Source organism: Streptomyces sp. Root431 (assembly GCF_001426585.1).
Lineage (GTDB): Bacteria > Actinomycetota > Actinomycetes > Streptomycetales > Streptomycetaceae > Streptomyces > Streptomyces stackebrandtii.
The window spans coordinates 324,687-345,706 of the sequence record NZ_LMEI01000011.1 but is presented as its reverse complement, the minus strand read 5'-3'; the positions used below and the strand labels follow the sequence as shown (position 1 = coordinate 345,706).

16 protein-coding genes are annotated in these 21,020 nt (G+C 72.4%); 7 read left to right on the top strand and 9 right to left on the bottom strand.

Annotation, left to right across the window (positions count from 1 at the left end; all coding sequences use genetic code 11):
* Positions 1-16: 16 nt before the first annotated feature.
* Together ASC82_RS21225 and ASC82_RS21220 are read right to left on the bottom strand one after the other, a co-directional pair.
* Positions 17-2,224 (bottom strand): helix-hairpin-helix domain-containing protein, encoded by a 2,208-nt coding sequence (locus tag ASC82_RS21225; protein WP_056650317.1) that lies wholly within the window; start codon positions 2,222-2,224, stop codon positions 17-19.
* A complete protein-coding gene (locus tag ASC82_RS21220) occupies positions 2,221-3,198 on the bottom strand; it encodes an aldo/keto reductase (RefSeq protein ID WP_056650314.1) in 978 nt (325 codons plus the stop codon). Before ASC82_RS21220 ends, ASC82_RS21225 begins: the two co-directional genes overlap by 4 nt.
* A gap of 129 nt (positions 3,199-3,327) precedes the next feature.
* On the opposite strand from ASC82_RS21220, the gene ASC82_RS21215 reads away from it, so the two are divergent.
* Positions 3,328-4,377 (top strand): LLM class F420-dependent oxidoreductase, encoded by a 1,050-nt coding sequence (locus ASC82_RS21215; RefSeq protein WP_056650312.1) that lies wholly within the window; start codon positions 3,328-3,330, stop codon positions 4,375-4,377.
* Between the two features lie 312 nt (positions 4,378-4,689).
* Positions 4,690-5,475, top strand: coding sequence for a hypothetical protein (locus tag ASC82_RS21210; protein WP_056650309.1), 786 nt, complete (start codon positions 4,690-4,692; stop codon positions 5,473-5,475).
* A gap of 19 nt (positions 5,476-5,494) precedes the next feature.
* Here the strand turns inward: ASC82_RS21210 and ASC82_RS21205 are convergent, their stop codons facing one another.
* The gene (locus ASC82_RS21205; RefSeq protein WP_056650306.1) at positions 5,495-6,487 is read right to left on the bottom strand and encodes a magnesium and cobalt transport protein CorA; all 993 of its coding nucleotides are present in this window, start codon (positions 6,485-6,487) and stop codon (positions 5,495-5,497) included.
* Positions 6,488-6,554: 67 nt separating this feature from the next.
* Between ASC82_RS21205 and ASC82_RS21200 the strand changes: the two genes are divergently transcribed.
* The 5 genes from ASC82_RS21200 to ASC82_RS21180 all read left to right on the top strand — a co-directional run bounded on the left by ASC82_RS21200 (position 6,555) and on the right by ASC82_RS21180 (position 13,354).
* Positions 6,555-7,244: a histidine phosphatase family protein gene (locus ASC82_RS21200; RefSeq protein WP_056650303.1), complete on the top strand. Its 690-nt coding sequence runs from the start codon at positions 6,555-6,557 to the stop codon at positions 7,242-7,244.
* A gap of 67 nt (positions 7,245-7,311) precedes the next feature.
* The gene (locus ASC82_RS21195; protein WP_024755495.1) at positions 7,312-7,902 is read left to right on the top strand and encodes a DUF3090 domain-containing protein; all 591 of its coding nucleotides are present in this window, start codon (positions 7,312-7,314) and stop codon (positions 7,900-7,902) included.
* Entirely contained in the window at positions 7,899-8,705 is an 807-nt protein-coding gene (locus ASC82_RS21190; RefSeq protein ID WP_024755494.1) for an SCO1664 family protein, read from the top strand. The genes ASC82_RS21195 and ASC82_RS21190 overlap by 4 nt, the downstream gene beginning before the upstream one ends.
* Positions 8,706-8,952: 247 nt before the next feature.
* Positions 8,953-10,182, top strand: a complete 1,230-nt coding sequence (gene mshC / locus ASC82_RS21185; protein WP_056650300.1) for a cysteine--1-D-myo-inosityl 2-amino-2-deoxy-alpha-D-glucopyranoside ligase — start codon at positions 8,953-8,955, stop codon at positions 10,180-10,182.
* A gap of 115 nt (positions 10,183-10,297) precedes the next feature.
* The gene (locus ASC82_RS21180) at positions 10,298-13,354 is read left to right on the top strand and encodes an NPCBM/NEW2 domain-containing protein (RefSeq protein WP_056650296.1); all 3,057 of its coding nucleotides are present in this window, start codon (positions 10,298-10,300) and stop codon (positions 13,352-13,354) included.
* A 74-nt stretch (positions 13,355-13,428) separates the two neighbouring features.
* Here ASC82_RS21180 and ASC82_RS21175 read toward each other — a convergent pair whose 3' ends face one another.
* The 6 genes from ASC82_RS21175 to ASC82_RS21150 form a co-directional block, all read right to left on the bottom strand.
* Positions 13,429-14,502, bottom strand: coding sequence for a PAC2 family protein (locus ASC82_RS21175; protein ID WP_056650294.1), 1,074 nt, complete (start codon positions 14,500-14,502; stop codon positions 13,429-13,431).
* A 141-nt stretch (positions 14,503-14,643) separates the two neighbouring features.
* The gene (locus ASC82_RS21170; protein ID WP_056650291.1) at positions 14,644-15,705 is read right to left on the bottom strand and encodes an LLM class flavin-dependent oxidoreductase; all 1,062 of its coding nucleotides are present in this window, start codon (positions 15,703-15,705) and stop codon (positions 14,644-14,646) included.
* 143 nt (positions 15,706-15,848) lie between these two features.
* Positions 15,849-17,453 carry a glycerol-3-phosphate dehydrogenase/oxidase gene (locus ASC82_RS21165; RefSeq protein WP_056650288.1) on the bottom strand — a complete coding sequence of 535 codons (1,605 nt, stop codon included), beginning with the start codon at positions 17,451-17,453 and terminating at the stop codon, positions 15,849-15,851.
* A gap of 6 nt (positions 17,454-17,459) precedes the next feature.
* Complete coding sequence (glpK, locus tag ASC82_RS21160; protein WP_056650845.1) at positions 17,460-18,992, bottom strand: glycerol kinase GlpK; 1,533 nt, start codon at positions 18,990-18,992, stop codon at positions 17,460-17,462.
* A gap of 34 nt (positions 18,993-19,026) precedes the next feature.
* Positions 19,027-19,785, bottom strand: a complete 759-nt coding sequence (locus tag ASC82_RS21155) for an MIP/aquaporin family protein (protein ID WP_056650284.1) — start codon at positions 19,783-19,785, stop codon at positions 19,027-19,029.
* A 357-nt stretch (positions 19,786-20,142) separates the two neighbouring features.
* Positions 20,143-20,907, bottom strand: coding sequence for an IclR family transcriptional regulator (locus tag ASC82_RS21150; protein WP_056650281.1), 765 nt, complete (start codon positions 20,905-20,907; stop codon positions 20,143-20,145).
* Positions 20,908-21,020: the final 113 nt, after the last annotated feature.

Here is a 21,020-nt window from a genome sequence, read left to right as displayed (position 1 = left end):
CGCTTCTTGCCCGTCCCTACTCCTCGGGCGTGGCGAGGAGAGCCTCCAGGAGGGGACGCAGGCGCGTCGTACGCTCCGGGGCGACCCCCTCGGCCACCGCGCGGGCCAGCGCCTGGTCCACGCCGTGCACGACCGACAGATGGCGCTCCGCCCGGCCGAAGGCCGTGTACACCCACGCGCGGCTCAGGCCCGCCGCGGCATCTCCGGGCAGCACCACGACCACCGCGGGCCAGCGCGTCCCGGCCGCCTGATGCGCGGTGACCGCCCAGCCGTGCCGCAGCTCCGTCTCCACCCGCTCCTTCGGTACGAGGAGCGCCTCGTCCCCGCAGCGCAGCCGCAACCCCTCGGCGTCGGCCGACAGCACCGTGCCCGTCACCGTCCGGCCCGGCGCCGGCGCGTACGCCACCCGGTCGCCGACGTCGTAGCCGCCGAAGCGGCCGGGGCCGGGGTTGAGCCGCTGCTTGAGGGCCGCGTTCAGCGCGCGCGTCCCGGCAGAGCCGCCGTGGCCGACCGTGACGACCTGCGTCTGCTCCGAGGGCACCCCGATCGCCCGGGGCACCGAGTCGGCCACCAGCTGGACGGTACGGTGCACGGCCTCGCCGGCGTCCCGCACGGGGACGATCACGACCTCCTTGCCGGGCGCCTCGACCTGGTTCAGCTCACCGACGCCGATGCCCGACACGAGCTCGCCGAGCGGCCCCGGATCGGGCACGCGCGAGGCGATCCGCGGGCACACCCGGGCGGCGAGCGCGTCGGTGAAGACCCGGCCCGCGCCCGGCGCCCCCAGGACCTCGGGGTCGCCGCTCAGCACCAGCCGGCAGCCGTCCGGCAGCGACTCCACGAGCATCGCGGCCGTCTCCACGTCGAGCTGCGGCGCGTCGAGGACCACGAGGAGGTCCAGGGCGAGCGAGCCCTCCTCGTCGCGGCCGGGACCGACCGCCCCGGAGAGCAGGTCGGCGACCGTGACGACGTTCACGCCGGCGGCGTCGGGCGTGCGCCGTCCGTCGGCCGCGTGGACGGTGATCAGGGTGCGAAGGCCGCGCCCGTGGGCGGCCACGGCGAGCGCCACCGGTTCGGCGCGGGACGCCTCGCCGCCCGTGTGCAGCACGAGGCCGTGCGCACCCGCGGCGCGCTCCAGCTCGGAGCCGTCCCACTCGGCCGGGGTCGCGGTCTTGACCAGCCTGGCGAGGGCGTCCGCCAGGCTTTCCTCCGCCAGCGCGTACCGGTCCAGCCCGAGCAGCACCGGCGCGGCCGGCTCCTCGGCGACGGGCTCCGCCGCTTCCTCGTCCTCCTCGGGTGCTTCCTCGGCCGTCTCCTCCTCCTGGAAGACGAGAGCGGCGCCCGCCGAGACCGCCTCCTCGACCGCGGACTCCGGATCGGGCACCCCGTGCCCGGCGAGTCCGGCGCGCACGGCCTGGATCTCAAGGGCGGTGTGTCCCTGGAGCGCGGCCCGCTCCAGGAGCCACACGGTCAGGGCGACGGTCCGGCGCGGGTCGTCGGGGCCGCACGCGGAGCCGAGCAGGGCCCGAGCGAAGCCGTCGGCCTGCTCGGGGCGCACCCCGGGCACGGAGAGCAGCTGCCACGGGTCGTCGAGCAGGGCCGCGGCCGCGCCCTCGCCGAGCGTGGCTGCGACCTGGCCGGCCAGGGCCTCGGGGGCGCCGCCCTTGGCCAGGACCTCGCGGACGGCGGTGGTGGTGCCGGGGTCGGGGGCGGCGGCCCGCTCCGGTGCGGGGGGCCGCACGGTCACGGCCGGGGCCGCCTCGGGGGCGGGGCGCGGGGGCGCGGGCTCCGGTACCTCGTAGAACGCGCTGCCCGTGGCCGCGCCGCCCTCGACGGCCCGGACCGCCGCGAGGAGGTCGGCGGCGGTGCCGCTCAGCTTGGCGCCGCTCGCGACGGGCCCCTCCTTCTCGGCCTTCCGCGCCTCGATCCGGGCCCGCAGCTCGCGCTGCGCGGCGAGCTCGGCCTGAGCGTCGCTCAGCTCGGGCGTGTCGGAAGCCTGAGCGGCCTCGGATCCCTCGGCCACGGTGCCGGTCGTCTCCGCGCCGGAGGCCTCGGCGGAGTCGTCGCCCTCGGCGGCTTCGGCGTCCTCAGGTACGTCCTCGGTGCCTTCTCGCACGTCCTCGGCGCCCTCTCGTACGTCCTCGGCGGGCTCCACGGCCTCGGGGGCCTCGGGTTCCACGGCCTCGGGTGCCTCGGGCGCGGTCTCCCCGGCAGGCTCGGTCACAGGGTGCTCCAGTCGTGATCCGGATAGCGGTGCACGGGCGCCGACACATCGTCCAGCGCCCGGCAGATCTCGTCAGGAAGACTAAGGGTCTCCACCGACAACGCGGCCGTGAGCTGCCGCGCCGTGCGCGCGCCGACGATCGGCGCGGTCACTCCGGGCCGGTCCCGGACCCAGGCGAGCGCCACCTCCAGCGGGGTCGTGGCGAGCCCGTCGGCGGCGGTCGCGACCGCGTCCACGATCCGGCTCGCCGCCTCGTCCAGGTACGGCTCCACGAACGGCGCCATCGTCTCCGACGCGCCCCGCGAGTCCGACGGGGTCCCGCTGCGGTACTTGCCGGTCAGGACCCCACGGCCGAGGGGCGAGGAGGGCAGCAGACCTATGCCGAGGTCCTGGGCGGCCGGCAGTACCTCGCGCTCCACGCCCCGCTGGAGCAGCGAGTACTCCAGCTGCGCGCCCGCGAGCCGGGTCCGGTCCCCGCCGAGCTGCCAGGTGCCCGCCTTGGCCAGCTGCCAGCCGCAGAAGTTCGCCACGCCCGCGTACCGCGCCCGCCCGCTCCGTACGGCGATGTCGAGGGCCTGGAGGGACTCCTCAAGGGGCGTGCACGGGTCGAAGGCGTGCAGCTGCCACAGGTCCACGTGGTCGGTGCCGAGCCGGGTGAGGGAGGCGTCGAGCGCGGCGAGCAGATGCCCGCGCGAGCCGTCGGTGCGCCGGTCGGGGTCCGGCACGCTGCCCGCCTTGGTGGACAGGACGAGATCCTGCCGGGGCACCAGGCGGTCCATCAGCTGCCCGAGCACGTACTCCGCCTCGCCACCGCCGTACACGTCGGCGGTGTCCACGAGCGTGCCTCCGGCGTCCCAGAACGCCTTCAACTGCTCGGCGGCTTCGTGCTCGTCGGTGTCCCGCCCCCAGGTGAGCGTGCCGAGTCCGATGCGCGACACGCGCAGGCCGGTACGTCCGAGATGCCGTTGCTCCATGGGCGCGAGATTACTGGCCACGGCACCACGCGGAGAGAGCCTGTGGACAACCGGCCCCTGACGGATGCCGGACCCGCGCGCTAGAGTCCGGCGCACAGGGACGTTACCGATGGGTAAGGGGTGTGTGGAATGCGGCTCGGCATCAACCTCGGCTACTGGGGCGCCGGCATGGACGGCGACAACCTCGCCGTCGCCCAGGAGGCGGACCGCCTCGGCTACGACGTGTGCTGGGCCGCCGAGGCCTACGGCTCGGACGCCCCCACGGTCCTCGCCTGGGTCGCGGCGAAGACGGAACGGATCGACGTCGGCTCCGCGATCATGCAGATCCCGGCCCGCCAGCCCGCGATGACGGCGATGACCGCCGCCACGCTCGACTCGCTCACCGGCGGCCGGTTCCGCCTCGGCCTCGGCGTCTCCGGCCCCCAGGTCTCCGAGGGCTGGTACGGCGTGAAGTTCGACAAGCCGCTCGCCAGGACCCGCGAGTACGTCGAGATCGTCCGCAAGGCCATGACCCGCGAGCGCCTCACGTACGAGGGCGAGCACTGGACCCTGCCGCTGCCCGACGGCCCCGGCAAGCCCATCAAGCTCACCGTCCACCCGCAGCGCGAGCACATCCCGCTCTACATCGCCGCCATCGGCCCCAAGAACCTGGAGCAGACCGGCGAGATCGCCGACGGCGCCCTGCTGATCTTCCCCTCCGCCGAGCACCTGGAGGAGACCGCCCTCCGGCACCTGCGCGCGGGCCGCGAGAAGGCCGGGCTGACCATGGACGGCTTCGACGTCTGTCCGACCCTGCCGCTCGCCCTCGGCGAGGACGTCGGCGCGCTCGCCGACGTCTTCCGGCCGTACACCGCGCTGTACGTCGGCGGCATGGGCAGCCGCAAGCAGAACTTCTACAACCAGCTCGCGCAGCGCATGGGGTACGAGAAGGAGGCCGCCGAGATCCAGGACAAGTACCTGGCCGGCGACAAGGCGGGCGCCGCTGCCGCCGTCCCCCACAGCCTGATCGACCAGACGACCCTGCTCGGCTCCGTCGAGCGGATCTCCGAGCGGATGACGGCCTACGCGGAGGCCGGGGTCACGACCCTCACCCTCGCCCCGGCCGGTTTCACGCTCGACGAGCGGCTGGCGGCCCTGCGGGCGGGCGTCGAGGCGATGGAGCGCGCGGGCCTGGCGTAACCCTGAGAACGCGGCGCCGGACTCGGCGGACGGAGTCCGGCGCGGGCGCTCGAAGCCCGCGAGGCCCTCAGGGGCCGATCGGTGCGAGAGCGCCGTGAGGAGAGGTGGCCTGCGGCCGTGGTGGGGGCTCGGGGGTCTTCCCCGCCACGGCCGTCACGCGGAACAACGCTCCACCGAGCCCCTCGGTTACGCCTCCGGGTCTCACTCTTTCGGCCGATCCGTCCGGCCCTCCTGTTGCCCTTCGCCCCGGACCGCATTTGACTCGGTGTTCCGGGGGCGTACGAAGTGCGGTTACGCACGGAGGTGGCGGCGATGCTCACGGCCAAGAGCCTGTTCCAGGAAATCATCGACGACGACGAGTCCTTCCGGCTCTTCTGTTCCATAGCCGCCAGCGGCGAGTCCCAGGGCGGCTGGGAGAACGCGCGGATCGCGGCGCTCGTCGCCCCGGGCATGCGCGGGCTCGCGCCCAAGATCACCCGGCACGGCGCCGACGAGGACAAGCACGGCCGGATCTTCAACGCGTTGATGAAGAAGCGCGGCCTCGAACCCGTCCCCGTACCGCCCGAGACCGACTACACGATGCTGCTCGAACAGCGCGGGATCGGCCTCGCCCACGACAAGCTGCGCCGCGAGGAGCCGCTGACCGAAGCGGACATCATCGTCTACCTCGCCCACAGCCGGGTCACCGAGCAGCGGGCCGCCGACCAGATGGACATGCTCGTCACGTACTTCGGGGACCACCCCGAACTGGGCCGCGCCATCCGCATGATCGACAACGACGAGGCGAACCACCTCGCCTACTGCCACGAGGAGCTGCTCCGGCTGGCGCGCGAGGGACACGGCCGGCTCATCCAGCGCACCCTGCGCGAGTCCGCGCTCGCCGAGATCCAGGTCTACCGCGACGTCAGCCTCGCCGTCATGAGCCACATGGGCCGCATCCTGCGCTGGCCCAAGCCCAAGGCGGCCGCCCTCGCCTCCGGGATCCGGGGCATGTACGCGTGGGAGCGCGTCGCGGGCTGGCACAAGATGGTCGATCTGCGCATGCCGGAGCGGCGCGACGCCCTCGGAGGTCCCGCGACCCCCGCCCCGGCCTTCTGACTCCGCCGCCCCGGGCGGCCTACAGCCAGCCGCGCCGCTTGAACAGCCGGTACAGCCCGGCGACGCACCCCGTCATCAGGGCGATCAGCGCCGGGTAGGACCAGGTCCAGCCCAGCTCGGGCATGTGGTCGAAGTTCATGCCGTAGATCCCCGCGATCATCGTGGGGACCGCGGCCATGGCCGCCCAGGCCGAGATCTTCCGCATGTCGTCGTTCTGCCGCACGCCCATCTGCGCGAGATGGGCCGAGAGGACGTCGGACAGCAGCCGGTCGAGCCCCTCCACCTGCTCGTTGGAGCGGAGCAGGTGGTCGTTGACGTCGCGGAAGAAGGGCTGGGCGTGCTCGTGCACGAACGGCACCGAACCGGCCGTCAGCCGGGCGAGCGGCCCCACCAGCGGGCCGCTCGCCCGCCGGAACTCCAGGACCTGCCGCTTCGCCGTGTAGATCCGCTCCGCGGTGTTCGACGGATTGCGGCCGGCCGGCGCGAACACGTCCGCCTCCAGCTCCTCCAGGTCCACCTGGAGCTCGCCCGCCACGTCGAGGTAGTGGTCCACGACGGCGTCGCTAACCGCGTACAGCACCGCCGTCGGCCCGTGCCTCAGCACCGCCGGCTCCGCCTCCAGGCGCTTGCGCACCGCCGCCAGCGCGGCGCCCTCGCCGTGCCGGACGGTCACGACGAAGGAGTCGCCGATGAACACCATCAGCTCGCCGGAGGAGACCCGGTCGCTCTCCGGCTCGTAGACGATCGGCTTGAGCACCACGAAGAGCGAGTCGTCGTAGACCTCCAGCTTGGGCCGCTGATGGGCCTTCAAGGCGTCCTCGACGGCCAGGGGGTGCAGCGCGAACTCCGAGGCCACGTGGGCGAACTCCGCCTCCGACGGCTCGTGCAGCCCCACCCAGAGAAAGGCGTCCCCCGTCTCCCGCGCCTCGTCCAGCGCGTCGGACAGGTCGGCGGGCCCGGGAGTCCGGCGCCCGTCCCGGTAGATGGCTGAGTCCACGATCACGCGCCGTATTCTCCCCCGCCGCCCTCAAGGATGCGAGCCCGACCGTACGGGCAGGACACCCCCTAGGCTGGCCCGCATGGCCACGTTGATCCTCGTCCGGCACGGACGCTCCACCGCGAACACCTCCGGAGTCCTCGCCGGGCGCACGCCCGGGATCGCGCTCGACGAGCGCGGCGCCGCGCAGGCCGCCGCGCTCCCCGGGCGCCTCGCGGGCGTTCCGCTCGCCGCCGCCGTCTCCAGTCCCCTCCAGCGCTGCCAGGAGACCCTGCGGCCGCTCCTCGACGCCCGCCCGGAGCTTCCGCTCCACGTCGAGGAGCGGATGAGCGAGTGCGACTACGGCGACTGGTCCGGCCGCAAGCTGGCCGAGCTGATGGACGAACCCCTCATGGAGATCGTCCAGGCCCACGCCTCCGCGGCCGCCTTCCCCGGCGGCGAGTCCATGCGCGCGATGCAGACCCGCGCCGTCGAGGCCGTACGGGACTGGAACGTCCGGATCGAGGCCGAGCACGGCGAGGACGCGACCTACGTCATGTGCTCCCACGGGGACATCGTCAAGTCGATCGTGGCCGACGCCCTCGGCCTCCACCTCGACCTCTTCCAGCGCATCCAGGTCGACCCCTGCTCGGTCACCGTCATCCGCTACACGCGGCTGCGGCCCTTCCTCCTCCGCCTCGGCGACACCGGCGACTTCGCCGGACTCGTCCCCCGGGAGACCCCCGACAGCGGTGGCGCCGCGGAGGTCGGGGGCGGTGTGGGCGCACCGTGATCCCTTCGCGCAGTAGGGTGGACGCGCCGCTGTAGTACGACTGTCGAGACTTTAGGGAGCCGGGAACGTGTCCCGTCAGGTGTTCCTCTACGACCCACCGGAGCGTTTCGTGGCCGGCACGGTCGGATTGCCTGGCCGCCGTACGTTCTTCCTCCAGGCGTCCGCGAGCGGCCGGGTCACGAGCGTCGCCCTGGAGAAGGCGCAGGTCGCCGCCCTCGCCGAGCGCATCGACGAGCTTCTGGACGAGGTCGTGCGCCGCACCGGCGGCAACGCCCCGGTCCCCTCGATCGCCCCCGCCGACATCGCGGACACCGCCCCGCTCGACGCCCCCGTCGAGGAGGAGTTCCGGGTCGGCACCATGGCGCTCGCCTGGGACGGCGAGGAGCAGCGCCTGATCGTCGAGGCGCAGGCGCTCGTCGAGCTCGACGTGGAGTCCGAGGAGGACCTCGCGGAGGCCGAGGAGCGGCTGCTCCAGGACGAGGAGAACGGCCCGCCGATGCTCCGCGTCCGGCTCAGCGGCGCCCAGGCCCGGTCCTTCGCCAAGCGGGCCTTGGACGTCGTCAACGCCGGCCGGCCGCCGTGCCCGCTGTGCAGCCTGCCGCTCGACCCCGAGGGGCACGTCTGCCCGCGCCAGAACGGATACCGCCGCGGAGCATGAGCAGCAGCCCCGAGACCCTGTCGGCCGCCGAGCTGCTCGCCCACGGTGAGCTGACCGTGCGCGGCCGGGTGGGCGAGGCGTCCAACGCCGTGCTCTACTGCTCCGTCGCGTACGAGGGCCGCGAGGCCGCCTGCGTGTACAAGCCCGTCGCGGGGGAGCAGCCCCTGTGGGACTTCCCGGACGGCACCCTCGCGCAGCGGGAGGTCGCCGCGTACGAGATCTCCGAGGCCACCGGCTGGGGCCTGATCCCGCCGACGGTGCTCCGCGAGGGCCCGTACGGGGAGGGCATGGTCCAGCTGTGGATCGAGGCCGACCCGGAGGCGCGGCTCCTCGCCCTCACCGAGGACGACGAGGCCGCCGAGGGCTGGAAGGCCGTCGGGCCCGCCCAGATCGCCGAGGACCGCACCGCGCTCCTCGTCCACGCCGACACCCCGGAGCTGCGGCGCCTCGCCGTCCTGGACGCCGTCATCAACAACGGCGACCGCAAGGGCGGACACCTGCTGCCGGCCCCCGACGGGCGCCTGTACGGGATCGACCACGGCGTCACCTTCCACGTCGACGACAAGCTGCGCACGCTCCTCTGGGGCTGGGCGGGCGAGGAGCTGCCCGAGGAGTCGGCGGCGGTCCTCGACGGACTGGACCGGTCCCTGGCGCCCGGAGCGCCGCTCGCGACCCGTCTGGCGGAACTGCTGACCGGGGCCGAGGTGGCGGCGGTACGCGCGCGCGTGGCCGCGCTGCGGGCGAGCGGGCGGCACCCGGAGCCCTCGGGGCTGTGGCCGGCGATCCCCTGGCCGCCGGTCTGAGACACCGGCCCGGCGGTTCGGTCCGAGGCGACGGCCCGGCGCTCCGGCTGGGGCACCGGCTTCCGGATGGCACGAGCGTGGCGCGATCGTGGCGCGAGTGGGCCGATTGTTTTCGGCCATCACGCCCCGGGCGGGCCTGGACCCCTGGGGGGTATGCACTCAAGCCTCCGACCCGCAAGAGCGCCTAATCGGTCAAGATCCCGGATCCGGTTCGTATCCGGAACACCTGTCCGGTTACGCTCGGGTCATGCATGCCTGGCCCGCTTCTGAGGTCCCCGCCCTTCCCGGCAAGGGCCGCGACCTCCGGATCCACGACACCGCGACCGGCGGACGAGTCACCCTCGCCCCCGGCCCCGTCGCCCGTATCTACGTCTGCGGCATCACGCCGTACGACGCGACCCATATGGGTCACGCGGCGACCTACAACGCGTTCGACCTCGTTCAGCGCGTGTGGCTCGACACCAAGCGGCAGGTGCACTACGTCCAGAACGTGACGGACGTGGACGACCCGCTGCTGGAGCGAGCCATCCGTGACGGCATCGACTGGGTCGGCCTCGCCGAGCGGGAGACCGCGCTCTTCCGCGAGGACATGACCGCCCTGCGGATGCTGCCCCCGCAGCACTACATCGGCGCGGTCGAGGCCATACCGGGCATCGTCCCGCTCGTCGAGCAGCTCCGCGACTCCGGCGCCGCGTACGAGCTCGAAGGCGACATCTACTTCTCCGTCGACGCCGACCCGCACTTCGGCCAGGTCTCGAACTACTCCACCGAGCTGATGCGCCACCTCTCCGCCGAGCGCGGCGGGGACCCGGAGCGCCCCGGCAAGAAGAACCCGCTCGACCCGATGCTCTGGATGGCCGCCCGTGAGGGCGAGCCGAGCTGGGACGGCGCCAGCCTCGGCGCCGGGCGTCCGGGCTGGCACATCGAGTGCGTCGCGATCGCCCTCGACCACCTCGGCATGGGCTTCGACGTGCAGGGCGGCGGTTCCGACCTGATCTTCCCGCACCACGAGATGGGCGCCTCGCACGCCCAGTCGCTCACCGGCGAGTTCCCGATGGCCAAGGCGTACGTCCACGCCGGCATGGTCGCCCTGGACGGCGAGAAGATGTCCAAGTCCCGGGGCAACCTCGTCTTCGTCTCGCGGCTGCGCCGCGACGGCGTCGACCCCGCCGCCATCCGGCTCGCGCTCCTCTCCCACCACTACCGCGCCGACTGGGAGTGGACCGACCAGGTCCTCCAGGACGCCGTGGAGCGTCTCGACCGCTGGCGTGCCGCGGTCTCCCGCCCCGACGGTCCGTCCGCCGACGCGCTCGTCGAGGAGCTCCGCGAGGCCCTCTCCGACGACCTCGACGCCCCGGCCGCCCTGGCCGCCGTCGACCGCTGGGCCGAACTCCAGACGGCCGAGGGCGGCACCGACGAGTCCGCCCCCGGTCTCGTCTCGCGCGCCGTCGACGCGCTCCTGGGCGTCGCCCTGTAGTGCCCGCTCCGGCGTGACCGCCCGTGAGGCGACCGCCCTTGGACTTCCTGACGAAGTCCGGGGGCGGTTCCTTTTTGTCCTGTCGCGATGCTCGAATCTGCGCTAAATAGGCTCCATGCAATCATCAATGCGCATGAGAGCTACCGTCGTCGGTGCACTGCTTGGGATCCTCACCGCCTTCGTGGGACCCGGCGGCAGCGCCACGGCCGAACCGTCCGACACCACCGTCGGCGACGTCACCGGATTCGCCGCCGACGGCGCCGTCTACCGGCTGACCGCGGGCCGGACGGAGGCCCGCGTCTCCTTCGTCACCGCCGACACCTTCCGCATCGAACTCGCCCCCGACGGCAGGTTCACCGACCCCACCGGCACCGACATCGTCACGCCCCAGGGCCCGCCCCCGGCCACCCGCTGGCGCGACCTCGGCGACCGGTACGAACTCGCCACCGCCCAGGTGACCCTGCGCGTCACCAAGTCACCGCTGCGCTTCTCGGCCGTACGCGCCGACGGCACCCTGCTCTGGTCCGAGGCCCAGGGCCTCACCTGGAACCAGGACCGCACCACCCAGACCCTCGCCCGGGGCGCCGACGAGCAGTTCTACGGCGCCGGCATGCAGAACGGCCGCGGCAACACCACCCACCGCGACAAGACGGTCGAGGTCGGCGTCGACTACAACTGGAACGACGGCGGCCACCCCAACTCCGTCCCCTTCTACCTCTCCTCGGCCGGCTACGGCGTCTACCGCAACACCTACGCGCCCAACACCTACGCCTTCACCGAGCCCGTCACCACCACCGCGAAGGAACGGCGCTTCGACGCCTACTACTTCGCCGGCACCGGCCGCGACGCCGTCAAGGACGTCATCGGCCAGTACACCCGCCTCACCGGCAAGCCCTTCATGCCGCCCGTGTACGGCCTGGAGATCGGCGACGCCGACTGCTACCTCCACAACGCCAACCGCGGCGAACGCCGCACCCTCGACGCCCTGAAGGTCGCCGACGGCTACGTCGAGAACGACATGCCCAACGGCTGGATGCTCGTCAACGACGGCTACGGCTGCGGCTACGAGAACCTCTCCGAGGCCTCCGCCGGACTCGGCGAGCGCGGCATGAAGCTCGGCCTGTGGACCGAGGACGGCATCGACAAGCTCGAAGAGCAGGTCAAGGCCGGCCAGCGCGTCGCCAAGCTCGACGTCGCCTGGGTCGGCGCGGGCTACAAGTTCGCCCTCGACGGCTGCAAGGACGCCCACGCCGGCATCGAGGCCCACAGCGACGCCCGCGGCTTCACCTGGGCCCCCGAGAGCTGGTCCGGCGCCCAGCGCTGCGGAGTCCAGTGGTCCGGAGACCAGTCGGGCACCTGGGAGTACATCCGCTGGCAGATCCCGACCTACGCCGGTGCGTCCATGTCGGGCCTCGCCTACACCACCGGCGACGTCGACGGGATCTTCGGCGGCAGCGCCAAGACGTACACCCGCGACCTCCAGTGGAAGACCTTCCTGCCCGTCACGATGACCATGGACGGCTGGGCCGCCAACGACAAGCAGCCCTTCCGGTACGGCGAGCCCTACACCTCGATCAACCGCGCCTCCCTCAAGCTCCACGAGGCCCTGCTCCCGTACATCTACAGCCACGCCCACCGGGCGACCAAGACCGGCGTCGGCCTCGCCCGGCCGCTCGCCCTGGAGTACCCGGACGACCCGAAGGCCGCGAGCGACGCGGCGAAGTACGAGTTCCTCAGCGGCGAGGACTTCCTCGTCGCCCCCGTCTACCAGGACGCCGTAGAGCGCGACGGTATCTATCTCCCCAAGGGCACCTGGATCGACTACTGGAGCGGGCGCACCTACCAAGGCCCCGTCACCGTCGACGACTACAGCGCCCCGCTCGACACCCTTCCCCTCTTCGTCCGCGCCGGGGCCACCGTCCCCATGTGGCCGGGCGGCATCCGCTCGTACACCGACCGTGCCCCCGGCGACCCGATCGCCTGGGACGTCTACCCGAAGGGCAGCTCCTCCTTCGAGCTGTACGAGGACGACGGCGTCACCCGCGAACACCGCGACGGCCGGTACGCCACCCAGCGCGCCGACGTCCGCGCCCCGAACGGCGGCCCCGGCGACGTCTCCGTCCGCATCGGCCCGAGCAAGGGCACGTACACCGGAAAGCCCACCGCCCGGCCGTACGCCTTCACCGTCCACACCGGCGACGCCCCCGGCGCCGTCCTGCTCGACGGAGGCAAGCTGCCCGCCCTCACCTCCCGCGCAGCCTTCGACGCCGCCGCCCAGGGCTGGTGGTACGACCGCGACGAGCGCGGGGGAGTGGTCCGCATCAAGACCGCCGCCCTCTCCGTCGACCGCGGCTTCGAGCTCAAGCTGACCGACACCAGCGCGGTCGGCGGCGCCGTACAGGGCGCCTCCGCCGTCCTCTCCGCGCCCACCGGGCAGGAGCTCGGCGCGGGCGCCCCGGGCACGGTCGCCGTGGACGTCACCGCGGGGACGCGGGACGCCACCGACGTCCGCGTCACGCTCGACGCCCCGGCCGGCTGGCAGGTCACCCCTGCCGCGCCGATCGGTCGTGTCCCGGCCGGCACCACCCGGCGCGTCGACGTCGCCGTCACTCCCGCCGCGGACGCGAAGCCCGGCGAGGCCGCCCTCACCGCGAGCGCGCGCCACCGCGCCGCGGGCACCGACCGCACCGCCACACAGCGGTTCGCGGTCGGCGTGATGCCCGCGCCGCCGACGGCCGACGCCTGGGCGAGCGACCTGGTCTGGCTGCGCTCCACGAACGGCTGGGGTCCGCCCGAACGCGACCGCTCCAACGGCGAGTCCGGCGCCGCCGACGGCCGGACGCTCACCCTCGCCGGGCAGACCTACGAGAAGGGGATCGGCGGCCACGCCGACTCCGACATCGAGGTCTACCTCGGCGGGCGCTGCACCGCCTTCACCGCCGACGTCGGCATCGACGACGAGATCAACGGCTACGGGGACGTGGCCTTCTCCGTCGAGGCGGACGGCAAGGTCCTGTGGACGTCGCCCCGGCTGACGGGCGCCTCCGCGACCCTGCCGGTGGACGTCGACGTGACCGGTGCCCGGCACGTCCGGCTGCGGATCACGGACACGAACGGGTCGAATAGCGGCGACCACGGGGACTGGGCGGCGGCCCGGTTCACCTGCGCGTGACCGCGTGATGGCTTGACGGACCGATACGCGTACGGGAGGGGCGCCCTCCTCGGGCACCCCTCCCGTACCGACGTCTACTTCCCGGAGTCGCCGTTCTCGCCCTCGTCGGACGAGCCTTCGGCGGATCCCTCGGATCCCTCGGATCCCTCGGCGGTTCCTCCGGTGGTTCCTCCGGCGGTCTCTTCGGGACTCGGCTCCGGAGCCGGTCGCTCCGGCTTCGGCGGCCTCGTCCGGCCGCTCCCGGTGTCCCGGAGGAACGGCGAGTCGCCGCCCTCCGTCGCCACCCCGGGGCCGCCGGGCCCGGTGCCCGGCTCGCGCCGCCGCAGATACCGCTCGAACTCGCGGGCGATGGCCTCGCCCGAGGCCTCCGGCAGCTCCGCCGTGTCCCGCGCCTCCTCCAGCGTCTGCACGTACTCGGCGACCTCGCTGTCCTCGGCGGCCAGCTGGTCCACGCCCAGCTGCCACGCCCGCGCGTCCTCGGGCAGCTCGCCCAGCGGGATACGCAGACCGATCAGGTCCTCCAGGCGGTTGAGGAGCGCGAGCGTCGCCTTCGGGTTCGGCGGCTGCGACACGTAGTGCGGCACCGCCGCCCAGAGGCTCACGGCCGGCACGCCCGCGTGCGTGCACGCCTCCTGGAGGATGCCGACGATGCCCGTCGGGCCCTCGTACCGGGTCTCCTCCAGGTCCATCGTCCGCGCAAGATCCGGATCGGACGTCACCCCGCTGACGGGGACCGGCCGGGTGTGCGGGGTGTCCCCGAGCAGCGCGCCCAGGATCACGACCATCTCCACGCCCAGTTCGTGGGCGAAGGCGAGCAGCTCGTTGCAGAAGGAGCGCCAGCGCATCGAGGGCTCGATCCCGCGCACGAGCACCAGGTCCCGCGGCTTGTCGCCGCCGATCCGGACCACGGAGAGTCTGGTCGTCGGCCAGGTGATCTTCCGGACGCCGTTGTCCAGGAAGACCGTCGGGCGGTTGACCTGGAAGTCGTAGTAGTCCTCGGCGTCGAGGGCCGCGAACACCTCGCCCTTCCATTCCCGGTCCAGATGGGCGACCGCGGTGGAGGCGGCGTCGCCGGCGTCGTTCCAGCCCTCGAACGCGGCCACCATGACCGGGTCGATCAGCTCGGGTACCCCCTCGAGCTCGATCACCCAGCGCCTCCTTTTCGAAGTTCCTGTCGTACGGACCAACCTTACGGCTTTCCGGCGGTCCGTCCGCAGCCCCGGGACACCCCCGAAAACCCGTGCGGCCTTGATCGACTACCCAGGAACTCGCCTCCGCACACGGCGGTCTCACTCCTCCCAGAGCGTGCTCGGCGCCTCCCTCCGCACGACCGGCGCGATCTCCTCGGCGAAGCGCTGGAGCGTCTCGGTCTGCTCGGCCGTGGACTGGCCGAAGGCGTCGACCGTGATGGACTGGAGGTCGTGCCCGTAGTGCTCGTGGTAGCCGAGGATCTTGTCGATGATCCGCTGCGGCGAACCGATCAGCTGGGGACCGCCCGCGATCGCGTCCTCGATCGTGCGGAACGGGGTGTTGTAGCCGGCCTTCCCCTCCAGGTGCGGCCGGAAGCTCTGGCGGACCTTCGCCTCGTACAGGTCCCGGTAGCGGGTGATCGCCTGCTCGGTCGTGTCGGCGATGAGCAGCCCGCCCGAACCGGCCGCCACGCGCGCGTGGGCCGGGTCGTGCCCGTACTCCTCGAACTTCTCGCGGTAGTGGGCGATGAGCCGCGCGTACGCCTCCCTCGGCTGGATCGCGTTGGCGGTGAAGAGCGGGTCGCCGTGCTTCGCCGCGAGCTCGGGGGAGTTGAGGCTGGTCGCCGAGCCGTGCCAGATCCGGGGCGGACCGGCGTACGGGCGCGGCACCGTGGTGACGTTCTTCAGAGGAGGCCGGAACTCGCCCTCCCAGTCGACGCCCTCCTCCGACCAGAGGCGGCGCAGCAGCTCGTACTTCTCCTTCTGTAGGTCCCACTGCCGCTCCTCGTCCAGGCCGAAGAGGTCGAAGTGGCCGGCCTCCGCGCCCTTGCCGATGACGAGTTCGAGCCGGCCGCGGGAGAGCTGGTCGAGGGTGGCGTAGTCCTCGGCGACCCGGACGGGGTCGAGGATCGCGACGACGGTCACGCCGGTGAGCAGGCGGATCCGGCTGGTACGGGCCGCCAGCGCGGCGAGCAGCACGGTCGGGGCCGAGGAGAGGAAGGGGCCCGCGTGGCGCTCTCCGACGGCGTACGCGTCGAAGCCGAGGCGCTCGGCGGTCTCGCCGAGCGTGACGACCTGCTCCAACCGGTCGGCGGCGGAGAGCAGTTCGCCGGTGAGCGGGTGCGGGGAGTGGGGGACGATCGAGAGGACCTGGAATTTCATGCGTCCACTCTGCGCGCGGAGTGTTGCGGCAGTGTGGACGGAGCGTGGCACGCCTCAAGGGAGCGCGCGACACACCCCAAGGGAGCGCGGGTACGCCTCAGGGGCGGCCCCTCGAAGAGGAACCGCCCCTGAGCGCCGCGGAGTTACTTCCGCAGCATGGACTCGACCCCGGCGCGGATCTCGTCCGTCGCCAGGCCTCGTATCGTCAGCGTCGTACGGCGGCGCAGGACGTCGTCCGCCGTCTCGGCCCACTCGTGGTCGCGGGCGTAGGCGACCTGGGCCCAGATCTCCGGCGCGTCCGGGTGGATGCGCCGGGCGAGCTCCGGGTTCTCGTTCGCCATGCGGGCGATGTCGAAGGAGAGCGAGCCGTAGTGCGTCGCCAGGTGCTTGGCGGTGTCGGCGGCCATCCGCGGGCCGGGCGCCGGACCGTCGGAGAGCAGCCGGTGCGCGACCGCGTTCGGGTTGGCGATGCCGGGCAGCGGGAGCCGCTTCGGCAACGTGGAGACCGACTCGTAGTCGTCGCCCAGCGGGTGGCCCGGGAGGGCCTCCAGCTTCTTCATCACCGTACGGCCGATGTGGCGGAAGGTCGTCCACTTGCCGCCGGCCACCGACAGCATGCCGCCGCGGCCCTCGGTGACGACCGTCTCCCGCTTGGCCTTCGAGGTGTCGCCGGGACCGCCCGGGAGCACCCGCAGACCCGCGAAGGAGTAGGTGATCAGATCGCGGGAGAGCTGCTGGTCGCGGATGGAGAAGGCGGCCTCGTCCAGGATCTGGGCGGTGTCCTTCTCGGTGACCTCGACCTGGCCGGGGTCGCCCTCGTACTCCTCGTCGGTCGTGCCGAGGAGCAGCATGTCCTCCCAGGGGAGGGCGAAGGTGATGCGGTACTTGTCGATCGGGGTGGCCAGCGCGGCCTTCCACGGCGAGGTCCGCTTGAGGACCAGGTGCGCCCCCTTGGAGAGGCGGATGGAGGGGGCCGCGTTCGGGTCCTCCATCTTGCGCAGGTGGTCGACCCACGGGCCGGTCGCGTTCAGGACGAGGCGGGCGGTGACGCCGAATTCGTCGCCGCTGGTGCGGTCCTTGAGCTCGGCGCCCGTGACCCGGCCGCGGGTGAAGCGCAGGCCGGTGACCTCGGCGTGGTTGAGGACGGTGGCCCCGGCGTCGACGGCGGCGCGGACCGTCATCAGCGCCATGCGGGCGTCGTTCATCTGGTCGTCGCCGTAGACGGCCACGGCCTTCAGGTTGTCCGTCCGAAGCTCCGGCACGTCCTGCGCGGCCTTGGCGGGGGAGAGCAGGTGCCCGACGCCGTCGCCGAAGGCGGACAGGGCGGAGTACGCGAAGACGCCGGCGCCCAGCTTGGCCGCGCCGTGCGGGCCGCCCTTGTAGACGGGCAGGTAGAAGGTGAGCGGGTTGGCGAGGTGCGGTGCCACCTGGCGGGACACCGCACGCCGCTCGAAGTGGTTCTCCGCCACCAGCTTGACCGCGCCGGTCTGCAGGTAGCGCAGACCGCCGTGGAGGAGCTTGGATGAGGCGGAGGAGGTGGCGCCGGCGAAGTCGCCGGCGTCCACCAGGGCCACCCGCAGGCCCGACTGCGCGGCGTGCCAGGCGGTGGAGATGCCCAGGATGCCACCGCCGATCACCAGGAGGTCGTACGTCGCCTTGGCAAGCTGGTCCCGGGTCTCGGCGCGGCTCGGGAGGGAGCCGGACGCCGGGTGCGTCCCAAGGGCAGGGACGCTCTGCAGGGTGGTCATGTCGATCTACTCCTCGGTAGCGTCGTCGAGCCAGCCCATGGAGCGTTCTACGGCCTTGAGCCAGCTCTTGTACTCGCGGTCACGCTTGTCGGCGTCCATGCGAGGGGTCCATTCCGCCGCGCGGCGCCAGTTGGCGCGCAGGGCGTCGGTGTCCGGCCAGAAGCCGACGGCCAGGCCGGCGGCGTAGGCGGCACCGAGGCAGGTCGTCTCGGCGACCATCGGACGCACGACGGGCGCGTCCAGGAAGTCCGAGAGGGTCTGCATCAGCAGGTTGTTGGAGGTCATGCCGCCGTCGACCTTGAGCGCGGTCAGCTCGACGCCGGAGTCCTTCGTCATGGCGTCGGTGATCTCGCGGGTCTGCCAGGCGGTGGCCTCCAGGACGGCGCGGGCGATGTGCGCCTTGGTGACGTACCGGGTGAGGCCGGCGATCACACCGCGCGCGTCGGAGCGCCAGTAGGGGGCGAACAGGCCGGAGAAGGCCGGCACGAAGTAGGCGCCGCCGTTGTCCTCGACGGAGGACGCGAGGGTCTCGATCTCGGCGGCGGACTTGATCAGGCCCATCTGGTCGCGCATCCACTGCACCAGCGAACCGGTGACGGCGATCGAGCCCTCCAGGGCGTAGACCGGCTTCGCGTCGCCGATCTGGTAGCCGACCGTGGTCAGCAGGCCGCTGTAGGAGTTGATGATCTTGTCGCCGGTGTTCATCAGCATGAACGTTCCGGTGCCGTACGTGGACTTGGCCTCGCCCTCGGCGAAACAGGTCTGGCCGAACAGGGCGGCCTGCTGGTCACCGAGCGCGGAGGCGACCGGGACGCCGTCGAGGACGCCGCCCTTGACGTTGCCGTAGACCTCGGCGGAGGAGCGGATCTCGGGGAGGACGTTGAGGGGGACCCCCATCGACTCGGCGATCTTCTCGTCCCACGCCAGGGTGTGCAGGTTCATCAGCATGGTGCGCGAGGCGTTGGTGACGTCGGTGACGTGCACGCCGCCGTCGGTGCCGCCCGTGAGGTTCCAGATGACCCACGAGTCCATGGTGCCGAAGAGGATGTCGCCGGCCTCGGCGCGCTCCCGCAGGCCCTCGACGTTGTCGAGCATCCAGCGGATCTTCGGGCCGGCGAAGTAGCTCGCCAGGGGCAGGCCGGTCTCGCGGCGGAAGCGGTCCTGGCCGACGTTGCGGCCGAGCTCCTTGCAGAGGGCGTCGGTGCGGGTGTCCTGCCAGACGAGGGCGTTGTGGACGGGCTCACCGGTGTTCTTGTCCCAGAGCAGCGTGGTCTCGCGCTGGTTGGTGATGCCGACGGCCTTGACGTCGGAGGCGGCGATGCCGCCCTTCTCCAGGGCGCCGGCGACGACCTCCTGGACGTTGGTCCAGATCTCGGCGGCGTCGTGCTCGACCCAGCCGGGCTTCGGGAAGATCTGCTCGTGCTCCTTCTGGTCGACCGAGACGATCCGGCCGTCCTTGTCGAAGACGATGCAGCGCGAGGAGGTGGTGCCCTGGTCGATGGCCGCGATGAAGGGGCCGGACGTGTGTGCGTCGGTCACGGTGTGCTCCAAGGGGGTCTGGAAGAAGGACGGCTCAGGCGAACGCGATGTTGTAGATACCCGCGGCGATGGCGCCACCGATCAGCGGACCGGCGACCGGGATCCAGGCGTAGCTCCAGTCGGAGCCGCCCTTGTTCGGCAGCGGGAGCAGGGCGTGCACGATGCGCGGGCCGAGGTCACGGGCCGGGTTGATCGCGTAACCCGTCGGGCCGCCGAGCGAGAGGCCGATCGAGACGACGACGAAGGCGGTGATGAGTGCGCCTATGACGCCGAGGCCCTTGCCGCTGTCGTTGAGGCCCTGGGTGAGCACGGCGAGCACCAGCACGACGGTGCCGATGATCTCGGTGGCCAGGTTCTGCCAGGTGTTCCGGATCTCGGGGCCGGTGGAGAAGATGCCGAGCACCGGGCCGGGGCCCTCGATCGGCTTCTCGCCGACGGTCTCCGGGTCCCTGAGGTGGGCCTGGAACTGGCCGTAGTAGGCCACCCAGACGAGCGCCGCGCCGATCATGGCGCCGAGCATCTGGCCCGCGATGTAGACGGGGACGTTGCCCCACTCGCCGTCCTTGATCGCGATTCCGACCGTGACGGCGGGGTTCAGATGGGCGCCGGAGAGGGAAGCCGTCATGTAGACGGCCGTCATGACGGCGAAGCCCCACCCGAAGGTGATCGCGAGCCAGCCCGCGTTGCGGGCCTTCGAGCTCTTGAGCGTGACGGCGGCGCAGACGCCACCGCCGAGCAGGATGAGTACGGCGGTACCGATGGTCTCGCCGAGGAAGATGTCGGAGCTGGACACCCGCGACTCCTTTGTCCTTCGTCCAGGGGAAGCCGAACCCCGGGTCCCACCGGTGGTTCGCGCCCTCGTGTGAGGGCGTTGCCGGCCCTTGGCACTGCCACACTCTAACGTGTATTGCCGTTAGGTGTTCGACAATGCCGACCGATGAACGGAAGTTTTGCCCCCGGGTTAACAGCGCGTCAAGGGTCCGGGAAGTGAAAAACCCGCCGATAACGGGATCGTTACCGGCGGGTTCGGTCGTACGGGTCGAGTTGTTTCGGGGGCGCGCCGCCCGGGCTTGTCGGATGTACGGGGACGGGTGCCCGGGCTCGTACGGGGAGGGGGCCCGGGCGCGTACGGGCAAGGTGCGCCGCGACGTCAGAAGCGGCCGGCTCCCAGGTCCCGGGAGACCGCGCGGGCGCAGTCCCGTACCGCCGCCACCAGTTCGGGCCGCAGCTCCCCGCCCGGACACAACCGCTCCACCGCACCCGTGACCGCCACCGCGCCCACCGGCATCCGCCGCCGGTCGTGGATCGGAGCGGCGACCGAGGCCACGCCCTCCCAGGTCTCCTCCACGTCCGCCGCCCAGCCCTTGGCCCGCGCGAGGTCGAGCAGCGACTCGAAGTCGGCGAGCTCCGTGGTCGTCCGGGGCGTGAGCGCCTCCCGCTCGGCCTCCACCACCTCGCTGTGGGCCACCGGGTCGTAGGCCGAGAGGACCTTCCCCAGCGCGGTGGAGTGCAGCGGCTGCATGGCCCCCACCTCCAGGACCTGGCGGCTGTCGTCCGGCCGGAAGACGTGGTGCACGATCAGGACGCCCCGCTGGTGCAGCACCCCCAGGTGCACGCTCTCGCCGCTCGACCGCGCGAGGTCGTCCGTCCAGACGAGGGCCCGGGCCCGCAGCTCGTGCACGTCCAGATAGCTGTTGCCGAGCCGCAGCAGCTCCGCCCCCAGCTGGTAGCGGCCCGAGGTCGCCTCCTGCTCCACGAAACCCTCCGCCTGGAGGGTGCGCAGGATCCCGTGGGCCGTGCCCTTCGCGAGCCCCAGCGAGGACGCGATGTCGGACAGGCCGAGCCGGCGCTCGCCGCCCGCGAGCAGTCGCAGCATCGCGGCCGCCCGTTCAAGCGACTGGATGTTCTTCGCCATCGCCCGACCCTTCTCCCTCTTACGCTGTTCGACAATGCTGAACACTATCGGTCGATGCCGACCTTGGCTCACACATGACAGTGTCGGTCAAGAACGGGCCGTACCGGGAGTCC

Coding starts and splice junctions, on each gene's coding strand:
- ASC82_RS21220 (WP_056650314.1), bottom strand. CDS start 3,198: ATGGAGCAACGGCATCTCGGACGTACCGGCCTGCGCGTGTCGCGCATC.
- ASC82_RS21215 (WP_056650312.1), top strand. CDS start 3,328: ATGCGGCTCGGCATCAACCTCGGCTACTGGGGCGCCGGCATGGACGGC.
- ASC82_RS21210 (WP_056650309.1), top strand. CDS start 4,690: ATGCTCACGGCCAAGAGCCTGTTCCAGGAAATCATCGACGACGACGAG.
- ASC82_RS21200 (WP_056650303.1), top strand. CDS start 6,555: ATGGCCACGTTGATCCTCGTCCGGCACGGACGCTCCACCGCGAACACC.
- ASC82_RS21190 (WP_024755494.1), top strand. CDS start 7,899: ATGAGCAGCAGCCCCGAGACCCTGTCGGCCGCCGAGCTGCTCGCCCAC.
- mshC (WP_056650300.1), top strand. CDS start 8,953: ATGCATGCCTGGCCCGCTTCTGAGGTCCCCGCCCTTCCCGGCAAGGGC.
- ASC82_RS21180 (WP_056650296.1), top strand. CDS start 10,298: ATGCAATCATCAATGCGCATGAGAGCTACCGTCGTCGGTGCACTGCTT.
- ASC82_RS21170 (WP_056650291.1), bottom strand. CDS start 15,705: ATGAAATTCCAGGTCCTCTCGATCGTCCCCCACTCCCCGCACCCGCTC.
- ASC82_RS21165 (WP_056650288.1), bottom strand. CDS start 17,453: ATGACCACCCTGCAGAGCGTCCCTGCCCTTGGGACGCACCCGGCGTCC.
- ASC82_RS21150 (WP_056650281.1), bottom strand. CDS start 20,907: ATGGCGAAGAACATCCAGTCGCTTGAACGGGCGGCCGCGATGCTGCGA.